The following is an 18,408-nucleotide window of genomic DNA, read 5'->3' as shown; positions in this document are numbered from 1 at the left end:
GCCTGCCATGCCGATGTCCGATGAGGAACGACGCCTGCTCAAGGAACTGGAACTGGGACTGATCGCGGATGATCCCCACCTGGCCATGGAGCTGCTGTCCGGCTATCCCGCACGCCGTTTTCCCTCCGGACTGTTCCCTGGAATGGCAGCGGCCCTGATCGGCGTGGTGCTCATCATCGCCGGGGCGGGGCTCCCTGCGCCCGGAGCGGTGGTGCTAGGGATTCTGTTGCTGGGGCTCGGCGCCTGCCTGCTGCTGGGCCCCACTGTGCTGGCCCGAAGCGCTGGGCGCCAGCCCACCGGCTGACAGTTTTGGTCCAACGCGCCCCGGCCCCGGGCGGGGCCTCTTCCGCCGCGGCGTGAGGATGAACAGGCTGGCCAGGACAACGGCGGCGCCAAGCCAGCCAAGTGCCGGAAGCCGTTCGCCCACCACGAGCACCGCCAGGACGGCGGCCACGACCGTTTCGAGCAGGGAAATGCTGGTGGCTGTGCTCGCCCCGACCTGCGCAAGGCCCCAGCCAAACAAAAGGTACCCGGCAAACATCGGGACCACCGCCATGTAGGCACCCACACCGACGCTGCGCCAGGACTCCAGCAGCGGGCCGCCCGTTGCCGCGAGGACCGGCATCAAGAGGAGCCCGCCCAGCCCGAACACCGCACCCATGGCGGCCCTGGCGGTGAGCCCTTGGCCGGTCAGCCGGTGGGCGGCCCAGGAGTACAGGGCATAGGTGCTGCCGGCCAGCAGCCCCAGGAGGATGCCCGCCGTCGAGGTCCACGGATCGCCGCCCGCCCCTGTGGAGGCTGATTCCGCCGGTGCGTGCCCGGCGAAGGACAGCAAAGCCGCCCCGCCGACTCCCAATAGGGCTCCGAGAACCCATTGCCGGCTCAGGGGTTTCCGGTCCCCGAAGCGTTCGATGAGGGCCGCCGCCACCGGAGCGGAGCCAATAGAGACAACGGTTCCCACGGCTACGCCGGACAGGTGCATCGAGGTGTAAAAGGCCAACGGGTAGACAGCCACGGCCACCGCACCAAGCGACACCAGGCGCCACCGCTCCAGCAGGGCGGCCGAATGGCGCGCTAAATGACGGGCCGCGTAAAGGGCCTGCAGCAAACCGCCCAGGCCCATCGCCGCAGCGCCGATGGCCAGCGGGCTCACGCCTGGGGCGAAAGTAGCAGCGGTACCAGTGGTGCCCCAGAGGACCGATGCGGCCACTACGGCCAGGGCACCCCAGAGTTGGGCCTTCGGGTGGTTTTGCCTGCCGCTCACAGGGCATCCAGCAGTTGCCCGGCGATGTGCCGCGCCTCCTTCAGGCGTGCGCCGGTTCCTTCCAGGCCTGCCCTGGCCATGGCGCCTTCGAGCAGGAACGCCAGGTGAGCGGCGGTTACCCGCGTCCGTTCCTGCTGTCCGGGCAGCAGGGTGGCCACATTTTCCGCGAGGAGTTGCTGCACCTCCTCCTTGTGGCGGCGCACCGCGACCCTGCCCGGATCCCCGGCGGGCAGCTCCGCTGCGGCATTGAGGAGCCCACAGCCCCGGAACCCGTGCTGGTATGCGACGTTGGCGTGGTCCAGGTACGCATCGAAGATTGCCAGCACCTGTTCACGCGGGGTGTGGGCCGATTCCAGCCTCTTGCGGTAGAGCCCCAGCCATTCCCCGTGCCGGGCTTCGAGGTAACCCGCCACCAGGTCTGCCTTGGAGCTGAAGTTGTTGTAGAGACTCTTCTTGGCAACGCCCGCTCCGGCGGTGATGGTATCGATTCCGGTAGCGGCCACGCCGTTCGCATAGAAAAGGCGGGCAGCCGCCTCAAGCAGCAGCTCCCGGGCGGGGCGCCGCGGCCGTGCCGCAACGCCGGTGGAAGGGGTGACCGGAACGCCTGCAGCAGTCACGGGACTCCTTGGGTAGTAGGTATACCAGTCTACCTACTACCCGGGATCGGGGCGCGGTCACCACCACGCGGCGGCCAACCACCGTATTCATTTTTAGAATGAGGTCCTCGGAAATCCACCCGCGGCCATGGGAATTAGTTGCGCGCGTCCTGCGTTGTGGATCTGTTCAGAACAATCTGGGCACCGAATCCTGGACAGGAGAACACACCACATGTCAGTTGACTACGACGCTCCGCGGGTGACTCCCGAGGAAGAGCCGAACGTCGCCCTGGAGGAGCTCAAGTCCGATAAGTCCGGCCGCCGGGAGGCCGCTCCCGACATGGACGAAACGGACCTCGCGGACAGCTTTGAGCTGCCCGGCGCTGACCTCTCCAACGAGGAGCTCCTCATCCAGGTGGTCCCGGTGCAGGCAGACGAATTCACCTGTATGTCCTGCTTCCTGGTCCACCACCGCAGCCAGTTGGCGCGGGAGAAAGACGGCAAGAAGTACTGCAAGGAATGTGAGGGCTAGCAGGGGGACGGCGGCTTGCCGGCAGAGGTTGAACCTGACGCCGCGTCAGGTCCTACGGTTGGCGGTATGGAAGATCGGGACGAGCGCATCTGGAGCATTGGCGAACTGGCTGCCGCAACCGGCGTCACCGTCAGGGCGCTGCACCACTACGAAAGCATCGGCCTCCTCCGGGCAAGCGTCCGGACCTCTTCAGGCCACCGCCGCTACACGGAGCAGGACCTGAGGCGCCTCTACGGCATCCGAACCCTGCGGAGCCTGGGGGTGCCGCTTGGTGGGATCGCTGCAGCGTTGGACGGGGCCGACGGCGGGGACGCGGAGTCGCTGCCAAGGCTGTTGCTGCGCCAGCTCAACGCCTTGGGCGAGCAAGCCCTGCAGCTGGAGCAGCTCCAGCGGACCATCAGGGATCTGCTGGGACGCCTTACCGATCACGGGGATGCCGGCCCCGCCTACTTCACCACTGTCTTGGAAAGGATGAACATGTTTGAGAACTACTTCACCGAGGACCAACGACGGGAACTCGACGAGCGGCGCGGCCAGCTCGGGCAAGAAACAACCGATCAATCAAGAACCGAGTGGGTGGGCCTGGTCGACGAAGGCCTGCGCCAGGTCGACGGCGGCGTCCCGGCCAACAGCCCGGAGGCCAGGGAGCTGGTTCACCGCTGGGATGAACTGGGTTCCAGGTTCCACAGCAGCGAGGGCACCAAAGCCGCCGCCCGCAGCATGTGGAACGGGAACAGCGCCGAACTGAGCCGGCCGCTTCCTTGGAGTGCGGACCAGCTGCAGGCACTGATGGCACACCTGCAGGAAGCCCGCGCCGCCGGCCAGGCCGCCGCCGGGTCCGTCAGCTGACGGGTTCCCCTAACTGACCAGGACCTGCGTGGCGGATTCCTTCAGCTTGCCATTGGCCCACTTCATCTGGCGGATGGTCTGGGGGTGGCACTTCCCGGCAAGTCCCAGCAGCTTCTTGTCCTTCATTCCCTGGGCAGCCTGGGCCAGCAGCTCCCAGTCTGCCGATACGCCGCAGGCCTTCAGGTAGAGCTCCCTGAGGTCCCGCAGCAGCAGCATGCCGGTCTCGGGGCGCCGGCCCACCATTTCGCTGCCCTTTTCGCGGATGGTTTCCATCAATCCCATTTCGTCCCGCGGCTCAGGGTCAAGGTCCAGCCCGTAGTTCTTGCCCATGGCGGCGATGTCCCGGACATGCTGCTGTGACCAGCGCGCCAGGTCCCGGGCCAGGTGATAGACCTCGTGGTCCACCTTGTGCCGTTCGGAGATGGTCAACAAATGGTGCGCCAGGTCGTTTTCGGACCGGTGCATTTCCTCAAGTACAAGCCCGAATTTCATCGTGCACCTCCCGCGATCTGCGGAGCCTCATCGGCCAGCGCGGACGGAATTCCCTTGGTCGAGGCCCCTTCCGGAAAACCGCCCACCGGAGCCGAGGCTGTGGTGGTGGGTGCCGGGGACGGACCGTCGCCGGCGGAAACCCTGGTGACGCGCGCAGCTGCCGTCTTGAAGATGGGCTGCTTGGACGCGGCGTCCCAGTCGGTAATGGTCAGCTCGTTCGCCGCCCGGCCCGCCCCGTCCGGCTGGTGGCCGCCGTCGGTGTCCCAATAGCCGTAATGGAACGGCAGGAAAAGCACGCCGTTCCGGATGCCGCTGATCCGCACGTTGGCACGGACGGAACCACGGGGCGTCGCCACCTCCGCAAGGTCGCCCTCGGCAATCCCGTACGCGCCGGCGTCGTCCGCTGACAACTCAACCCAGACGTCCGGTGCCGCCGCGTTCAGCTCCGGTGCCCGTCCCGTCTTGGTGCGCGTGTGGAACTGGTAGAGCGTGCGGCCCGTGATGAGCTGTAGTGGAAAGTCCTGGCTGGGCAGCTCGTGCGGCGGCATGTACTCGGCGGCCTTGATGATGGCCTTGCCCTCCGGGTTGAGGGCCTTGTACTCGGACGGGTCCACGGGTGCTCCGGTGATGAGGTCGCGGCCGTAGGTTTCGCAGTACTCCGGGTGCGCCCAGAACTTCCCGTCGGCGTAGATCCGCTCCGTGCCGTCCGGGTTCTCCTCATTGCACGGCCACTGGATGCCGGATCCGCCCCGCAGCTTGTCGTAGGTGATGCCGGTGTAGTCGCAGGGCCGCCCCCGGGTGCATTCCTTCCAGGCTTCAAAGGCGGACTCGGAATCATTCCACTTGATCAGCGGCTGCCCGTCCTTGTCCTGCAGGCCCATCCGGTGCGCATAGTCGATGAAGATGTCCAGGTCGGGCCGGGCCTCGCCGGGCGGGTCGACAGCTTTCTCCGAAAGGTGGACGGTGCGGTCCACGTTGGTGAACGTACCGGTCTTCTCACCCCACGTGGCCGCTGGGAGCACCACGTCGGCCAGCTGGGCGGTCTCGGACAGGAAGATGTCCTGGACCACAAGGAACAGCCGCTCCTGTTCCAGGATTCCGCGGATACGTGCCAGCTCTGGCAGCGAGACGGCGGGGTTCGTGCCGCTGACCCACAACATCCGAATGGAGCCGTCCTCCGCGTACCGCATCATCTGCATGACGTGGGTGGGCGGAGAATAGTGCGGGATGGACATAGGGTCGATGTTCCAAACCCTTGCGAGGTCCTTGATGTGTGCGTCGTTGGACCAGTTCCGGAAGGCGGCCAGGTCGCCGTCGGCCCCGCATTCCCGGGTATTTTCTGCCGTAGGCTGGCCGTTCATCTGCAGGATGCCGCAGCCGGGCTTGCCCAGCATGCCCCGGATGATGTTCACGTTGTTGACCTGGACCGCAGCCGCGGTGGCCTGGTTGGACTGGTAGAAACCCTGCAGGACGGTGGACAGAAGCCTTTCGGCGTGGCCGATGATGCTCGCGGCCTCGGAGATCAGCTCCGCGGGGACGCCGCAGATTTCTGCCACCAGCGCGGGCGGATAGTTCTTGACCTCTTTTTCGAGCTCGGCAAAACCCACGGTGTGCGCGTTGATGTACTCGTGGTCCACCCAGCCGTTGCTGATGATCTCGTGCAGGATGCCGTTCATCAGCGCCACGTTCGTGCCCGGACGCGGGGCCAAATGCAGCGTGGCAGCCTTGGCCACGGGTGTCATGCGGGGGTCCACGCAGATGATCTTGGGCGGGTTGGGCCCGGCCAGGCGGTCCAGCATCCTGGTCCACAGGACGGTCTGGGTCTCCGCCACGTTGTGCCCGTAGAGGGCGATCACGTCCGCATGGTCGACGTCGGTGTAGGAGCCGGGCTGGCCGTCGCAGCCGAACGACTCCTTGAGCGCTTCACCCGCCGTGGCCGTGCAGAGCCTGGTGTTGCCGTCCACGTGATTGGTGCCGATCCCGCCGTGTGCAATCGCGCCCAGGGTGTAGTATTCCTCCGAAAACAGCTGCCCGGTGGTGTAGAAGCCGATGGCGCTGGGGCCCTGTTCCGCGAGCAGCGCCTTGGAACGGTCCACCACGCGCTGCATGGCGGTGTCCCAGTCGGTTTCCACCAGTTTTCCGCCCTCGCGGACAAGGGGTTTGGTGAGGCGGTCAGGGGACGCGTTGGCCTGCCAGCCGTACAGGTCCTTCGGGCCCAGCCGGCCGTGGTTGACGCGGTCCACGGCCCGGCCGCGCACCCCGACGATCCGGTTGTCCTTGACGGCGATATCCATGGCGTCACCGTTTGAGTGGAGGAGCGACGCCGTCTGGACCCACCGGTCCACGTCCTCCGGAGCCACCCCCTCGGCCAGGTGCGTGTCCACCCTGACCGGCCAATCACCGCCGCTGCCGTACGGCGTCCTTGTCCCCCATGGTTCAGCTATTCGGTCAATCCGAGTCATCTGTCCATCTCCTGTCCGGAACTGGCGGGACCGCGTAAGACGACGTTGTCCCACCCGATTCTGTACCCACAATCGGGGAGGGGAAACGGGCTTTTCCTGTGAGTGGACAGGTGATCGCGGTGGTCAGGCCTGTTTTGTGAGGCTGGCGCTTGTCCTGTCTTCGCGCTTGTCCTGGAGCGGACGCCGGGCCAGCCAGGCAGCCACGATGGCGCCGGAGATGTTGTGCCACAGCGAGAACACGGCGGACGGGAGTGCGGCCAGCGGGGTGAAGTGCGCAGTGGCCAGCGTGGCGGCCAGGCCCGAGTTCTGCATGCCCACCTCGAAGGCAAGGGCACGCCGGGCCTTGTCGTCCAGCCGGCCCAGCTTGCCGGCCAGGTAACCCAGGCCCAGCCCGAAGCCGTTGTGCAGCACCACGGCGAGGAACACAATGGCCCCGGCGCTGATGATCTTGCTGGCGCTGCCGGCCACCACGATGGCCACGATCAGGGAGATCACGACGGCGGACGCCCACGGCAGTGCCGGCAGCACCTTCGCGACGAGCTTCTTGAGGAACAGCCGGGCGAGGAGGCCGGCAACCACCGGCAGCAGCACGGTCTTAACGATGTCCCCCACCATGCCGGCCGCATCAATCTGAAGGTACGAACCGGCCAGGAACAGGACCAGCAGCGGGGTGACGATCGGTGCGATGATCGTGGAAACGGAGGCAACCGCTACGGAGAGGGCAACATCGCCCTTGGCCAGGAAGGCCATCACATTGGAGGCCGTTCCGGAGGGGGCGCAGCCCACCAGGATGACGCCGACGGCCAGCTCGGGCTCAAGGTTGAGGGCCCCGGCGATCAGCCAGCCGGCTCCGGGCATGATGATGTAGTGGGCAACGATGCCCAGGGCCACCGCCCACGGGCGCTTGGCCACCGCGGCGAAGTCGGGTGGCGTGAGCGTCAGGCCCATGCAGAACATGATGATGCCCAGCAGGTACGGAACGCTGGGGGCAATGGGCTTGAAGACTCCGGGGAGCAGGAAGCCGATGATGCCTGCGGCCACCACCAGGATGGGGAACACCGTCACGGCGATACGGGCGATCCTGCTTTCCGCTTCCAGCGCAGGGTTGACGGGTGCCCCATCCGGGGAATTCTGGGGTTTAGTTGCCTCAAGCATCCAACCATGCTGGCACCGGCTGGGATGGTTCCGCCAATTGATGACCGTGAACGGTAACAACGGCGGGCCCCATCACATGCTGCCGCCTGCCCGAGATTCTGCCGATGTCGGTTCCCACCCGCGATTCATGAAAATTTGGATCCTTCGATAAGTCGACGATTGTTTTACCAAAACCGGAGTTGTGATGGCCGCCTTGGGCACCGAAATTCAGCCCCCGCGCCTCGCGGCATCCAGGATGGGCAGCGACATGGGCGTCCTGCTCGCCCGGCTGCATGAAAGGGGAGCAGGACTCAACAAACGGGCACTGGCAGACTTTGCACTCCGCGAGCGTTCCTTCTCCATCCTGGCGCTGGCTTGCAGTGGACTTGAGCCGACTCCGCGCGAGGTCGCCGAGTTCCTGAACCTTGAGCCGGGCCAAGTGTCCACGCTGGTGGACGACCTGGAATGGCGGGGCCTTGTGGAGCGCGCGCAGGGAAAGCAGGACCGACGGGCCAAAATCATCGTCTCCACCGCGGAGGGGCGGAAGATGCACGCCAAGGCCCGCGCTGCCATGGATGTTGCGGAGCTGAATCAGCTTGCGGTGCTGTCCGGGGAGGAGTCGCAGGAGTTGAAGCGACTGCTCCGTAAAGCGCTGTGGGGTGCTGCGGAGTAGACGCCGCCCGGCTTCAAAGGTTTCCAACCCGTCAGGACGGCCTTGAGCACACGAACATGACGGTCCGGATGCGCCGTTCGGCGAGGTTGGCTACCTGATTGGCAGTCATCTGAGCGAAGCTCTCGCCAAGGAAGGTCGCGAAGGTCACTGGTGGCGGCCCGTCCCGCTGGATTTTGGCGAGCATCTGCTGGAACCAGGCAAGGCTCTCGTCCGACGAGTCGACTTCCGAGATCACATCAAAACCTGCCGCGGGGAGGAGTTCGAGCATGTCTTCCAGGGTCGCGGGAAAGCTTGTCGAGGGGCCAGCAGCCCACGGCACCGGGTAGTGCACTGCCCCGCCTTCACCCTGCAGAACGTCATAAACCACGAACCGGCCGCCCGGCCGAAGGACCCGGAAGGCTTCCGCATAGAGCGCGTGCTTGTTGGGGATGTTCATGGCCACATGCACACTTAGTGACGCGTCGACGGACCCGTCGGGAAGACCGGTGGCTGTTGCGTCCCCCACCTGGAAACGGGTGCGGTGGGACAGGCCTGTCCATTCCGAGAGCGCGGCCGCCACCTGGCAGAATTCCGGGGTGAGGTCGACACCGGTGACGGTGCACCCTGTCAGCTCGGCGAGCGTCCGCGCGGGACCTCCCAGTCCGCTGCCGAGGTCAAGCACATGGGACTGGGCTGTGAGTCCGAGTGCTTCCACGATTTCCAGGGTTGCCCTGCGGCCACGGATGTGGAACTCGTCAACAGCAGCGAGATCGGCCGGCCGCAGCGTTGCGCGGTCCACACCGGCCGCGTCCAGGGCAGCGCTGATGGCCGCTACAAGCCTCCCGGGGCCGGTGTAGAAGGCGGCGATCTGGTTCATGGCGCCATCCTCACACCGGCTGGCGGCGGGGTCAACGGGAAGGGCCTACCAGTCGTGGACGGTGCCGTCGACGAGGCGGTTGTAGGGCAGGTAGGCCTGCTGGTACGGGTAAGCGGCGGCGGCTTCTTCGTTGAACTCCACGCCGATGCCCGGCTTGTCGCCCGGGTGCAGGTACCCGTCCACGAACGTCATGGACTGCTCGAACACCTCGTTGGTCTTCACCGAGTGCTGCATGTACTCCTGGATCCCGTAGTTATGGATGGCCAACCCCACGTGCAGCTGCGCCGCGAACCCCACCGGGGAAATATCCGTCGGCCCATGGAAACCGGACTTGATCTGGTACTGCGCCGCGAAATCCATCACCTTCTTCAACGGGGAGATCCCGCCAAAGTGCGTGGACGCCGCCCGCACATAATCAATCAGCTGCTCCTTGATCAGCGTCTGGTAATCCCACACCGTATTAAAGATCTCCCCGATCGCCAGCGGCGTAATGGTGTGCTGGCGCACCAGGCGCAGCCCTTCCTGGTTCTCCGCCGGCGTGCAGTCCTCCAACCAGAACAGGTCATACGGCTCCAACGCCTTGCCCAGCTTCGCCGCCTGGATCGGCGTCATCCGGTGATGCCCATCATGCAACAACGGGATCTCCGGACCGAACTCATTCCGCACCGCCTCAAACACCCCCGGCAGGTGCCGCAAATACGCCCTGGTGTCCCAGTCCTCCTCCACCGGGAACGCACCGCGCCCCGCCGGCTCATAGTCATACCGCTCCCCCGACGCCTGCGCCTGCGCCGCCACCCCATACACAGCCTTGATCCCCGGCACCGCCGTCTGGATCCGGATCGACTTATACCCCAACTCCAAATGCTCGCGCACCGAATCAAACAACGACTCAATATCGGCCCCCGACGCATGCCCATACGCCCGCAACCCACTCCGGGAAGCACCACCGAGGAGCTGATACACCGGCATCCCCGCCAGCTTGCCCTTGATATCCCACAACGCCATATCCACCGCAGCGATCGCCGCCATCGTCACCGGACCCCGCCGCCAATACGCACTCCGGTACAGGAACTGCCACGTATCCTCAATCCGATGCGGATCCTTCCCAATCAACAACTGCGCCACATGCTCCCGCAGATACGCGGCAACCGCCAGCTCGCGACCGTTCAGCGTGGCGTCACCAATACCGGTCACCCCATCCTCAGTGGTGATCCGGAGGGTGACGAAGTTCCGTGAGGGACTGGTCACAAACACATCAGCGGCGACAATCTTCATGGCTGGCTTTCGGGTTGGAGTTGGCAGGACCTGTGGGAATTATGTGCCCGGCGGGGGTCAGCGCTGGGTGCTGCCCCTGGCGGCATCGAGCAGGGCAAGTTCATCGGGACGGGGCAGCCCTTCCCAGTCGCCGCGGGTGCTGACTGCGAAGGCGCCGGCAAGGATGCCGCGGTGCAGGCGTTCGGGAACTTCTGCACCGCCGAGCAGAGCCGAAAGGTAGCCGGCGGTGAATGCGTCGCCGGCCCCGACGGTGTCCAGGCAGGTCACGGCGAGGGCGGGCACTTCGAGAAGGCCCTCGGCTGTATAGACGGCGGCGCCCGCGGCGCCCCGCTTTACCACCACTTCCCGGACTCCGGCCTCCAGCAGCCCCCTGGCTGCACAAGCCTCTACGTCGGCAGTGGCTTCGTCGCTGGCGCCGGTATCGCCCGGACGCCCTGCCGCGCCGCTCCCCGCCTGGGGTGGGGCAATCAGGTCCAGTTCGTCGTCGGACGCCACAACGATGGTGGCGTGCCGCGCCAAGGGTCCCAGCACCGCCCGTGCCTGGTCCCGGGACCAGAGCTTGCTGCGGTAATTGACATCGAGGGAGACCACCATCCCTTCGGTGGCAGCTCGTCCGGCGGCGTACTCCGCGGCGTCCCGCGCCTCGGCACTAAGTGCAGGCGTGATGCCGGTCAGGTGCAGGATCCGGGCGCCCTGGTCCAGCGCGGCGGCCACATGATGACGTGAAATGGTGGCCCCCGCCGAACCGGCACGGTAGTAGAAGGCCCTGCTGAGGTCGGCGGTGCGCTGTTCCAGGAACATCACCCCGGTGCTGCGCTCCGCATGGACGCCGTGGTGCAGCCGGACGCCCTCGCCCCGTAACTGCTTCACGATGAATTCGCCGTGCGGATCAGCGCCGACAGACCCGGCCCAGGCGGAAGTGTGGCCAAGGCGTGCGACGCCAATGGCAACGTTCGATTCCGCCCCGGCCACCTGCATGTTCAGCGTGCCGCCGTTGGCCAGGGGCCCTGTTGATCGGAGCGAGACCATGGATTCGCCGAAGGTCAGCAGGTCCACCGGAGCGGGGCGGTCCGGGGCGGATTCGGTACCAGCAGTCATGAGCCGGTACCGGTCCTGGCTGCGAATTCGGCAGCAAGGCCCAGGAAGCTGCGCGCGCGGTCCCGCATTTCCGTCAGGTCCCCACCTGACGCTGACGTGCCGAACAGGGGCCCGCCCAGTCCAACGGCGATGGCGCCGGCTTCCCAGTAACCGGTGGCTTCACTGAGCCCCACCCCTCCCACTGCGATGAACGGGATGTCCGGGAAGGGATCCCGCACGGCCTTCAGGTAGCCGGGCCCGCCGATGGACGCCGGGAACAGCTTGATGGCGGTGGCGCCGCGTTCCATCGCCTCATAGGCCTCGCTGGGCGTCAGCGCCCCGGCCAGGACCGGGATGCCGGCGGCAGCTGCCTCACTGATCGAGGGTGCCAGGGAGGGCGTAACGATGAACTGGCCGCCGGCTGCGGTGACACGTTCGACGTCGGCCTCGCTGAGGACGGTGCCGGCGCCCACCAGGCAGCCGGCCGGGGCAGCCGCGCGGACCTCACGGATGGCCTCCAGCGCGTTGGGCGTGGTGAGGGCAATCTCCACGTACTGGAAACCCTCCTCCATTGCCGCCAGCGCGGCCTTGGCGGCAGCACCGCCGTCGTTCCCGCGGACAATGCCGACAAGGCGGGCCTGCCGGATGCCGGCCAGCAGGCTGGCAGGGGTAACGGCTGGATTCTGGGATGTCATAGGGTTCACCATTCTGCGAAGGATCCGTCGGGGTGGCGCCACACCGGACCGCGCCAGGCGTGGCCGCGCTTGTCCGCTGCCCGGACCACGGCTTCATCGATTTCGATGCCCAACCCGGGTCCGGTGAGCCGTTCGATGTGGCCGTTCACGAACTTGAAGGGGGTCTTGTCCACCACGTAGTCGAGGACTTCGGCGCCCTGGTTGTAGTGGATGCCGATGCTTTGCTCCTGGATGAGGAAGTTGGGCGTGGCAAAACCGACCTGGAGGCAGGCGGCGAGCGCCAGAGGTCCCAGCGGGCAATGCGGTGCCAGCTGGACTTCGTAGACCTCGGCCAGGGCGGCGATCTTGCGGACCTCGGTGATGCCGCCGGCGTGCGAGAGGTCCGGCTGCGCCACGGCAATACCGGCCTGCAGGGCGGGCAGGAACTCCTGCCGGTTGTACAGCCGCTCCCCTGTGGACACCGGCGTGGTGGTGGAGGAGGTGAATTCCCGCAGCAGGTGGGTGTTCTCCGGGACCACCGGCTCTTCGAGGAAGAAGGGCCGGAAAGGCTCCAGCAGGGGTGCCACCCGTTTGGCGTTGGCCAGGCTGAAGCGGCCGTGGAAGTCCACGGCCACGTCCCGGTGGTCGCCCAGGACCTGGCGCGCCGCGGCAACACGGCGGATGACGCCGTCGATCTCCGCCACCGAGGCCACCGGGCTCATCCGGCCGCTGGCGTTCATTTTCACGGCCGTGAGGCCCACCTCCAGCTGGGCGCTGATCTGGTCGGCCACCTCATTCGGTTCGTCACCGCCCACCCAGCCGTACATCCGGATCCGGTCGCGGACGTGGCCGCCCAGGAGCTGGTGCACAGGGGTGTTGAAGTGCTTGCCGGCGATGTCCCAGAGGGCCTGGTCCAGGCCGGAAACGGCGCTGGCCAGGATGGGTCCGCCCCGGTAGAAGGACCCCTTGGTCATCACCTGCCAGTGGTCTTCAATCCGGAGGGCGTCCCTGCCAATGAGCAGTTCCGAGAGTTGCTCGACGGCGGTGCGCACAGTTTCGCTGCGGCCCTCGCAGGTTGCCTCGCCCCACCCCACGATGCCGCTTTCGGTCTCCACCCGGACAAAGAGCCAGCGGGGCGGGACCAGGAATGTTTCGATCCGGCTGATGACGGTCACGCGGCGGTTCCTAACCCTTGGTTGCGCCGGCCGTCAGGCCGGAGACGATGTACTTCTGCGTGAAGAGCGCGATGATCATGATGGGGATGGTCACGACTGTCGCCGCGGCCATCAGCCCGCCCCAGTCGATGCTGGCGTAGGAGACGAAGTCGAAGATCGCCACCGGCAGCGTCTTGGTCTTGGCACCGGAGAGCACCAGCGCGAACATGAAGTTGTTCCACGAGAAGATGAAGGACAGGATGCCGGCCGTGGCGATGCCGGACACCGCCAGCGGAAGCGTGATCAGCCGGAACGCCCCGATCGGCGTAAGGCCGTCCACCTCTGCCGACTCCTCCAGCTCCAGCGGCAGGGAATCGAAGTAGCTCATCATGATGTACACGATCAGCGGGAGCGCCACGAACATGTGGCTGAGGATCAGCACCTCGAACTTGCCAACCATCCGCAGGTTGGAGAAGACGTAGTACCAGGGAACCAGGAGTGAGACGCCCGGGATGACGCGGGCCATCAGGACCACCAGCGCGGAGCGGTGCATGGTGAACCGGCTCATCGCGTAGGCAGCCGGGACGCCCAGGACGATCGACAGCGCAGTGGAGACGAAAGCCACCCAGAAGCTGTTGACCACAAAGACGAAGTAGTTGTTGCGCTGCAGCACGTTGGCGTAGTTCTCGAAAGTGGGCGAGAAGATGAAGGCCTTGGCGGTGTCGTAGATGTCCACGTTGGTCTTCAGCGACGCCAGGAGCATCCAGAACAGCGGGGCCAGCAGGAACAGCACCACCAGGACCAGCGCCACCACGCGGAACACTTTGTAGGCGCGGGTGGCCAGGGGCTTGCGGCGGCGGCGGGGCTGGTTGTCCGCGGTGGTGGCGGCGGAGTCTGTCATGACGGTCATTTGCTTACCGCTTTCTTGCGCATGGTGAGCAGCCACATGGAACCGATGATGATCATGAAGAACAGGATCAGCACCGCCGAGGAGAGCCCGTACTGGTTGTAGTCGAAGCTCAGTCCGTAGGCGTAGACGTTCAGCGTTTCCACTTCGTGGAACGAGCCGCCGCCCTTGCCCTTGGTGGCGTAAAGGATGTCGAAGGTCTTCAGGGCATCGATGCCGCGCAGCAGGATGGCCACGATCACGGTGGGCATCATGAGGGGCAGGGTGATGTAGAAGAAGCGCTGGAAGGCGTTGGCACCGTCCACGCGTGCGGCCTCGTCCGGTTCGTCGGACAGCGAGGTCAGGCCGGCCAGCAGGATCAGGACCACCATGGGGGTCCACTGCCAGACGTCCATGAAGATGGTGGTGCCCAGGGCAGTGTCCTGGCCGGACAGCCACGGCTGGGGCGGGATGCCCACCATGCCCAGGAGCTGGTTGACGAAGCCGATGTTGGGGTCGAAGATCAGCCGCCACATCATGCCGACGGCCACAGGGGTTGCCACCAGCGGCAACAGGATGGCCACGCGGACCCACTTTTCACCCCGGAACGGCCGCCAGAGGAGCAACGCGATGCCCATGCCCAGCACCACTTCAAAGGCCAGGGCTACGCCGGTGAAGGCCAGGGTGCGGCCCACCGCGGGCCAGAAACGCTCGGTGTCGCTGAGGACCGTGAGGTAGTTCTGCAGCCCGATGAACTCGGTGGCGGCCCGGACGGAGCCTTGGGAGTCGGTAAGGCTGAGGTAAAGGGTCCAGGCAAGCGGAAAAATGATCAGCACACCGACGAAGATCATGGCCGGGGCCGCGAAGAGCCATTTGCGGTGCCGGTTGGCCCAGGCGGAGAAGTTCCCCCCGGCGCCTGCGGGGCCACCGGCCCGGCGTGTGCGGGCACTGCGGGGAGGGTTCAAAACAGACATGGTTCACCTAAGAGTTTGAGGGTGAAGTGGGTCCGCGCCGGGACGGCCATTGAGAGCCGTCCCGGCGCGATGGTGTGGGGCGCTTCTGCGCCCGGCGTCCTACTTCTTTTCGCTGTCCAGGAAGGTCTGGAAAGCAGTCTGGGCGTCGTTGGCCGCGGCTGCGGTGTCTGCGCCGGTAATGGTGGCGACGATCGGCGCACCCACGATTTCACGTGCCTTGCCTACCGTGACAACCTCCGGCCGGTCGTGGCCCACGCCGTTCTTGGCGCTGGCGGCGATCGCGTCAGCCAGGTCCTTGGGGTAGGTGGAGGTTCCGTCAGGGTTGGACCAGACGGACGTGCGGGGACCGGGGACGCCGGCCTTCTGGGCTGCCAGGGTGCGCTCCTTGCTGGTGGCCCACTGGATGAACTTCCAGGCGTTGTCCTGGTTGCTGGAGTTCTGGTTCACGCCCAGCGCCCAGGAGGGGATGTTGTAGGGCTTGGAACCGGCGGGGCCGGCGGGCAGCGCAGCGAAGCCAACTTTGTCCGCAACCTTGGACTTGGCGGGATCGGTGGCGTTCTTGTAGAGCGAATCGGCCTCGGTGTAGAAGGCGGCGCCGCCCTGGGTGAAGATGGCCATCGCCTCAGGCCAGCTCATGTCCGTGCTGACGTTGGCGGGACCGTAGTTCTTGATCAGGCCGCCGTAGTAGGCGTAGGCCTTCTTGGCTGCGTCAGTGTTGACGGAGGCCTTGCCGTTGGAGTCCATAAAGTCTCCGCCGAAGCTGTACAGGAAGCTGGAGAACTGGGTGACCGCGGCGGACTTGCCTGTGCGGGCCACGAAGCCGGCGGTGTCAGGGGAGGAAGCCTTGATGGCCTTGGCCGCCGCTTCGAGTTCCTCCATGGTCTTGGGGACCTGGAGCCCGGCAGCCTGGAGCAGGTCCTTGCGGTAGTACAGGACTTCGCGTTCGGTGATGATCGGAACGCCAACCACCTTGCCGTCAACGGTGGTGGCCTTGACGGGACCTTCCTGGTAGTCCTTCCAGTCCCAGCCCGAGTCCGAGGAGACGTTCTTGGTCAGGTCCGCCAGGTAGCCGTTCTTGGCGAAGGCCTTGCCTTCCTGCAGCGGCCGGTACATCATCACGTCGATCTCGTCGCTGCCTGCGTTGAGCTTGACGTTGTACTGGTCCGAGAGCTGGTCCTCGCCGAGCTGCGTGAGCTCGACCTTGAGCCCGCTGGACTTCTCGAACTCCGGAATGGCGGCCTTGATGCCTTCAGTCCATACGTGGTTGGCCAAGGTGACCCGCACCGTGCCGGACTCCTTGGCCTGGTCGCTGCCACCTCCGCCACCGCTGCAGGCTGTCAGCCCCAGCGACATCGCTGCGGCAACTGCCGCGTACTTCACAATTGAACGTCGCTTCATTACGACTCCCTTTGCCTCCAGGGCCCGCAACTCCGCGGACCGTTTACAAACGCCTCGTTACGTCTGTTGTGTTCAGCGAGCATAAACAAATAAGGCAGACATATACAAGAGCTTGGTGTGTCCCCATATGATTTATTCATGACCATCCCAAAGGCGGCGTTGTCCCCGGACCTGCATTCATCGCTGGTCGAGAACCTGGGGCTCGCCATCGCGGAGGGAACACTGGCACCGAATTCCATCCTGCGGCTGGATGAGCTGGAGGCGCAGCACAAGGTGTCCCGCTCCGTGATCCGGGAGGCCACCCGGGTCCTGTCCTCCATGGGCATGCTTGAGTCCCGGCGGCGCTTGGGAACGGTGGTCCAGCCGGAGGCCAGCTGGAACCTTTACGACCCGCAGGTGATCCGGTGGCGGCTGGCGTCGGCCAAGCGGCTGGAACAGCTGCGGGCCTTGAATGAATTGCGCGGCGCCATCGAACCGCAGGCTGCCCGCTTGGCTGCCGAACGCGCGTCCCTGGATGAGGCAAGCGATCTTGTTTCCATGGCGGCGCGCCTGTGGGCTGCCGGACAGCGCGGGAACCAGGAGGAGTTTTTGCGCCTGGACATTGAGTTCCACGCTGCGGTCCTCAATGCCTCCGGCAATCTGATGTTTTCGCAGTTGCATAAACTCGTTGCTGAAGTGCTGGCGGGGCGCACCCAGCACGGCCTGATGCCCCATCTTCCGGACCATGAGGCGCTGCAGATGCATGTGGACGTAGCGAGCGCCATCCAACGCCGCGACGCAGGCGCAGCCCACGCGGCCATGAGCAGGATCGTGGAGCAGTCCACGGAGGAAATGGGCGATATCTGGTCCAGCCACCACGCGAAGGGGGAACGTCCCCGGACGGAGTGAGCCGCTGTTCGGTGGTGGGCTGAAGTACGCGGGCCACCCGCGCAGATGCCAGTGCTCAGTACTGGCCCTTGACCACAAAGTAGGAGCCGCGGATGGTGCCGGCGAGCTTGGATTTCTGGCGGGCAAACTTGAAGCTGGATGCCAGTTCCTCGGGGACCTCCATGCCGTCGGAGAGCTTGAACCCGACCGCCCGCTTTGAACCCTCCTCGATTCCGTACATGACGTTGATGGAAAGGCCGGATTCGTAGAAGACGTACGTCATCCGCAGGCCGTCCACCTCGAACCTGGAGACCTCAAGGGGCTTGGACCCGATCACCAGGTTCCGCTCTGTGGCCAGGATGTTGTTCACGTAGTCCACCAGTTCCGGTGCATCAGCTGCCGGAGTCACAGTGAAGTCGTGGCCATACTTGTTCTTGTAATAGCGAGCCTCGTTCGCCCGCAGCCCGGCCAGCGCCTCCGCTACCGGTGACGATTCCAGTCCGACAGTCGATACGTCCTTGAAATCAACGGTGTTGGGCAATGGGTCCTCCTGGAAGTGATGTTTCGACTCATCCTCGCAGACCCAAGCCGTGGTCTACCGTCCTACGAGCCCGTATGCCGGCCGGTGAGCTTGTCCAGGATCCGATCCACCATCCCCACGCCCGGCCCCACGGTCTTGTGGAACAACTCGGAATGCGGTGCACTCGGGTGCGGCCGGGTGGGTGCCAGCTTCTTCGCCTTCTCCACCTTTTCGCCAATCTCGATGAGTTTCTCGCGTGGAATGTGCTGGCGGAGCTTAGGAAACTGTTCGGTCTCCTCGTCGTTGGCGTGGTGGCCCAGCTGTGCCTCAAGCTCATTGACCAGCTCCATGAAGGACTGGCCAGACGGTTCCTCTTTTTCCAGCCGCTTCATCAGCTTGACGATCTCTGCGTGCTCCTTCTTGTCGTGCTCCACTTCGCCCTTGCCGTCGGGCACATGGTCTTCAACGGCCGGGTACACGTACATTTCTTCGGCGACGGCATGCCGCATCACCTCGGCAATCAAAGTGTCCGCGAGGTCCCTGCGCTCACTTTCACCGGGCGCGCCCTTGATCTGCCCGATCAAAGCAATCATGTCCTGGTGGTCGCTGGTCAGGATGTCCACGACGTCGACGTTGGTTCCTGCGGAATTGGTATCACTCATGATCCGGCCCTCCTCCTGGATCGCTTTGCGTAAGCGACGCGAGACGGTCAAACTACCACGGGC

Annotated in this window: 20 protein-coding genes; 5 read left to right on the top strand and 15 right to left on the bottom strand. The window is 65.4% G+C overall.

The features are described from left to right. Positions 1-7: 7 nt before the first annotated feature. Positions 8-304 carry a DUF3040 domain-containing protein gene (locus tag LFT46_RS01600; protein WP_236800720.1) on the top strand — a complete coding sequence of 99 codons (297 nt, stop codon included), beginning with the start codon at positions 8-10 and terminating at the stop codon, positions 302-304. Here LFT46_RS01600 and LFT46_RS01595 read toward each other — a convergent pair. Both LFT46_RS01595 and LFT46_RS01590 read right to left on the bottom strand, forming a co-directional pair. After that, positions 215-1,264, bottom strand: coding sequence for a DMT family transporter (locus LFT46_RS01595; RefSeq protein ID WP_236800719.1), 1,050 nt, complete (start codon positions 1,262-1,264; stop codon positions 215-217). The two genes, LFT46_RS01600 and LFT46_RS01595, sit on opposite strands and share 90 nt — an antisense overlap. Then, entirely contained in the window at positions 1,261-1,881 is a 621-nt protein-coding gene (locus LFT46_RS01590) for a TetR/AcrR family transcriptional regulator (RefSeq protein ID WP_236821091.1), read from the bottom strand. Before LFT46_RS01590 ends, LFT46_RS01595 begins: the two co-directional genes overlap by 4 nt. Positions 1,882-2,092: 211 nt before the next feature. Here LFT46_RS01590 and LFT46_RS01585 point away from each other — a divergent pair, with 211 nt between their 5' ends. Both LFT46_RS01585 and LFT46_RS01580 read left to right on the top strand, forming a co-directional pair. Beyond that, on the top strand, positions 2,093-2,392 hold the full coding sequence (locus tag LFT46_RS01585) for a DUF4193 domain-containing protein (protein ID WP_018772148.1): 300 nt from the start codon (positions 2,093-2,095) through the stop codon (positions 2,390-2,392). Between the two features lie 66 nt (positions 2,393-2,458). Then, entirely contained in the window at positions 2,459-3,241 is a 783-nt protein-coding gene (locus LFT46_RS01580) for a MerR family transcriptional regulator (protein WP_236800717.1), read from the top strand. Between the two features lie 9 nt (positions 3,242-3,250). Here LFT46_RS01580 and LFT46_RS01575 read toward each other — a convergent pair whose 3' ends face one another. The 3 genes from LFT46_RS01575 to LFT46_RS01565 form a co-directional block, all read right to left on the bottom strand. Then, positions 3,251-3,733, bottom strand: coding sequence for a hypothetical protein (locus LFT46_RS01575; protein ID WP_236800715.1), 483 nt, complete (start codon positions 3,731-3,733; stop codon positions 3,251-3,253). Continuing rightward, positions 3,730-6,195, bottom strand: coding sequence for a molybdopterin oxidoreductase family protein (locus tag LFT46_RS01570; protein ID WP_236821090.1), 2,466 nt, complete (start codon positions 6,193-6,195; stop codon positions 3,730-3,732). The genes LFT46_RS01575 and LFT46_RS01570 overlap by 4 nt, the downstream gene beginning before the upstream one ends. Before the next feature lie 123 nt (positions 6,196-6,318). Beyond that, a complete protein-coding gene (locus tag LFT46_RS01565; protein ID WP_236800713.1) occupies positions 6,319-7,350 on the bottom strand; it encodes a bile acid:sodium symporter family protein in 1,032 nt (343 codons plus the stop codon). 184 nt (positions 7,351-7,534) lie between these two features. On the opposite strand from LFT46_RS01565, the gene LFT46_RS01560 reads away from it, so the two are divergent. Next, positions 7,535-8,002: a MarR family winged helix-turn-helix transcriptional regulator gene (locus LFT46_RS01560; RefSeq protein ID WP_236802988.1), complete on the top strand. Its 468-nt coding sequence runs from the start codon at positions 7,535-7,537 to the stop codon at positions 8,000-8,002. Between the two features lie 31 nt (positions 8,003-8,033). Here LFT46_RS01560 and LFT46_RS01555 read toward each other — a convergent pair whose 3' ends face one another. The 8 genes from LFT46_RS01555 to LFT46_RS01520 form a co-directional block, all read right to left on the bottom strand. Continuing rightward, entirely contained in the window at positions 8,034-8,858 is an 825-nt protein-coding gene (locus LFT46_RS01555) for a class I SAM-dependent methyltransferase (RefSeq protein WP_236800712.1), read from the bottom strand. Between the two features lie 45 nt (positions 8,859-8,903). Beyond that, a complete protein-coding gene (gene manD, locus LFT46_RS01550; RefSeq protein ID WP_236800711.1) occupies positions 8,904-10,133 on the bottom strand; it encodes a D-mannonate dehydratase ManD in 1,230 nt (409 codons plus the stop codon). Positions 10,134-10,190: 57 nt separating this feature from the next. Continuing rightward, positions 10,191-11,231, bottom strand: coding sequence for a sugar kinase (locus LFT46_RS01545; RefSeq protein ID WP_236800710.1), 1,041 nt, complete (start codon positions 11,229-11,231; stop codon positions 10,191-10,193). Further along, the gene (locus tag LFT46_RS01540; protein ID WP_236800708.1) at positions 11,228-11,905 is read right to left on the bottom strand and encodes a bifunctional 4-hydroxy-2-oxoglutarate aldolase/2-dehydro-3-deoxy-phosphogluconate aldolase; all 678 of its coding nucleotides are present in this window, start codon (positions 11,903-11,905) and stop codon (positions 11,228-11,230) included. The genes LFT46_RS01545 and LFT46_RS01540 overlap by 4 nt, the downstream gene beginning before the upstream one ends. A 5-nt stretch (positions 11,906-11,910) precedes the next feature. Next, positions 11,911-13,059: a galactonate dehydratase gene (gene dgoD / locus LFT46_RS01535; protein ID WP_142131464.1), complete on the bottom strand. Its 1,149-nt coding sequence runs from the start codon at positions 13,057-13,059 to the stop codon at positions 11,911-11,913. 10 nt (positions 13,060-13,069) lie between these two features. Then, positions 13,070-13,948 carry a carbohydrate ABC transporter permease gene (locus tag LFT46_RS01530; protein WP_236800706.1) on the bottom strand — a complete coding sequence of 293 codons (879 nt, stop codon included), beginning with the start codon at positions 13,946-13,948 and terminating at the stop codon, positions 13,070-13,072. Next, complete coding sequence (locus LFT46_RS01525; RefSeq protein WP_236800704.1) at positions 13,945-14,898, bottom strand: carbohydrate ABC transporter permease; 954 nt, start codon at positions 14,896-14,898, stop codon at positions 13,945-13,947. Before LFT46_RS01525 ends, LFT46_RS01530 begins: the two co-directional genes overlap by 4 nt. A 99-nt stretch (positions 14,899-14,997) precedes the next feature. Next, positions 14,998-16,296: an ABC transporter substrate-binding protein gene (locus LFT46_RS01520; protein ID WP_236800702.1), complete on the bottom strand. Its 1,299-nt coding sequence runs from the start codon at positions 16,294-16,296 to the stop codon at positions 14,998-15,000. A 138-nt stretch (positions 16,297-16,434) separates the two neighbouring features. Here LFT46_RS01520 and LFT46_RS01515 point away from each other — a divergent pair, with 138 nt between their 5' ends. Continuing rightward, positions 16,435-17,184 (top strand): FadR/GntR family transcriptional regulator, encoded by a 750-nt coding sequence (locus LFT46_RS01515; RefSeq protein ID WP_236800700.1) that lies wholly within the window; start codon positions 16,435-16,437, stop codon positions 17,182-17,184. 55 nt (positions 17,185-17,239) lie between these two features. Here the strand turns inward: LFT46_RS01515 and LFT46_RS01510 are convergent, their stop codons facing one another. Both LFT46_RS01510 and LFT46_RS01505 read right to left on the bottom strand, forming a co-directional pair. Beyond that, positions 17,240-17,704: a phage tail protein gene (locus LFT46_RS01510; protein ID WP_236800698.1), complete on the bottom strand. Its 465-nt coding sequence runs from the start codon at positions 17,702-17,704 to the stop codon at positions 17,240-17,242. 62 nt (positions 17,705-17,766) lie between these two features. Next, positions 17,767-18,345, bottom strand: coding sequence for a hemerythrin domain-containing protein (locus tag LFT46_RS01505; protein ID WP_236800696.1), 579 nt, complete (start codon positions 18,343-18,345; stop codon positions 17,767-17,769). Positions 18,346-18,408 lie beyond the last annotated feature (63 nt).

The organism is Arthrobacter sp. FW306-07-I, assembly GCF_021800405.1.
In the GTDB taxonomy this organism is placed as follows: Bacteria; Actinomycetota; Actinomycetes; order Actinomycetales; family Micrococcaceae; genus Arthrobacter.
Note: the sequence above shows the minus strand (reverse complement) of the source record. Positions and strands in the feature narration are given on the sequence as shown.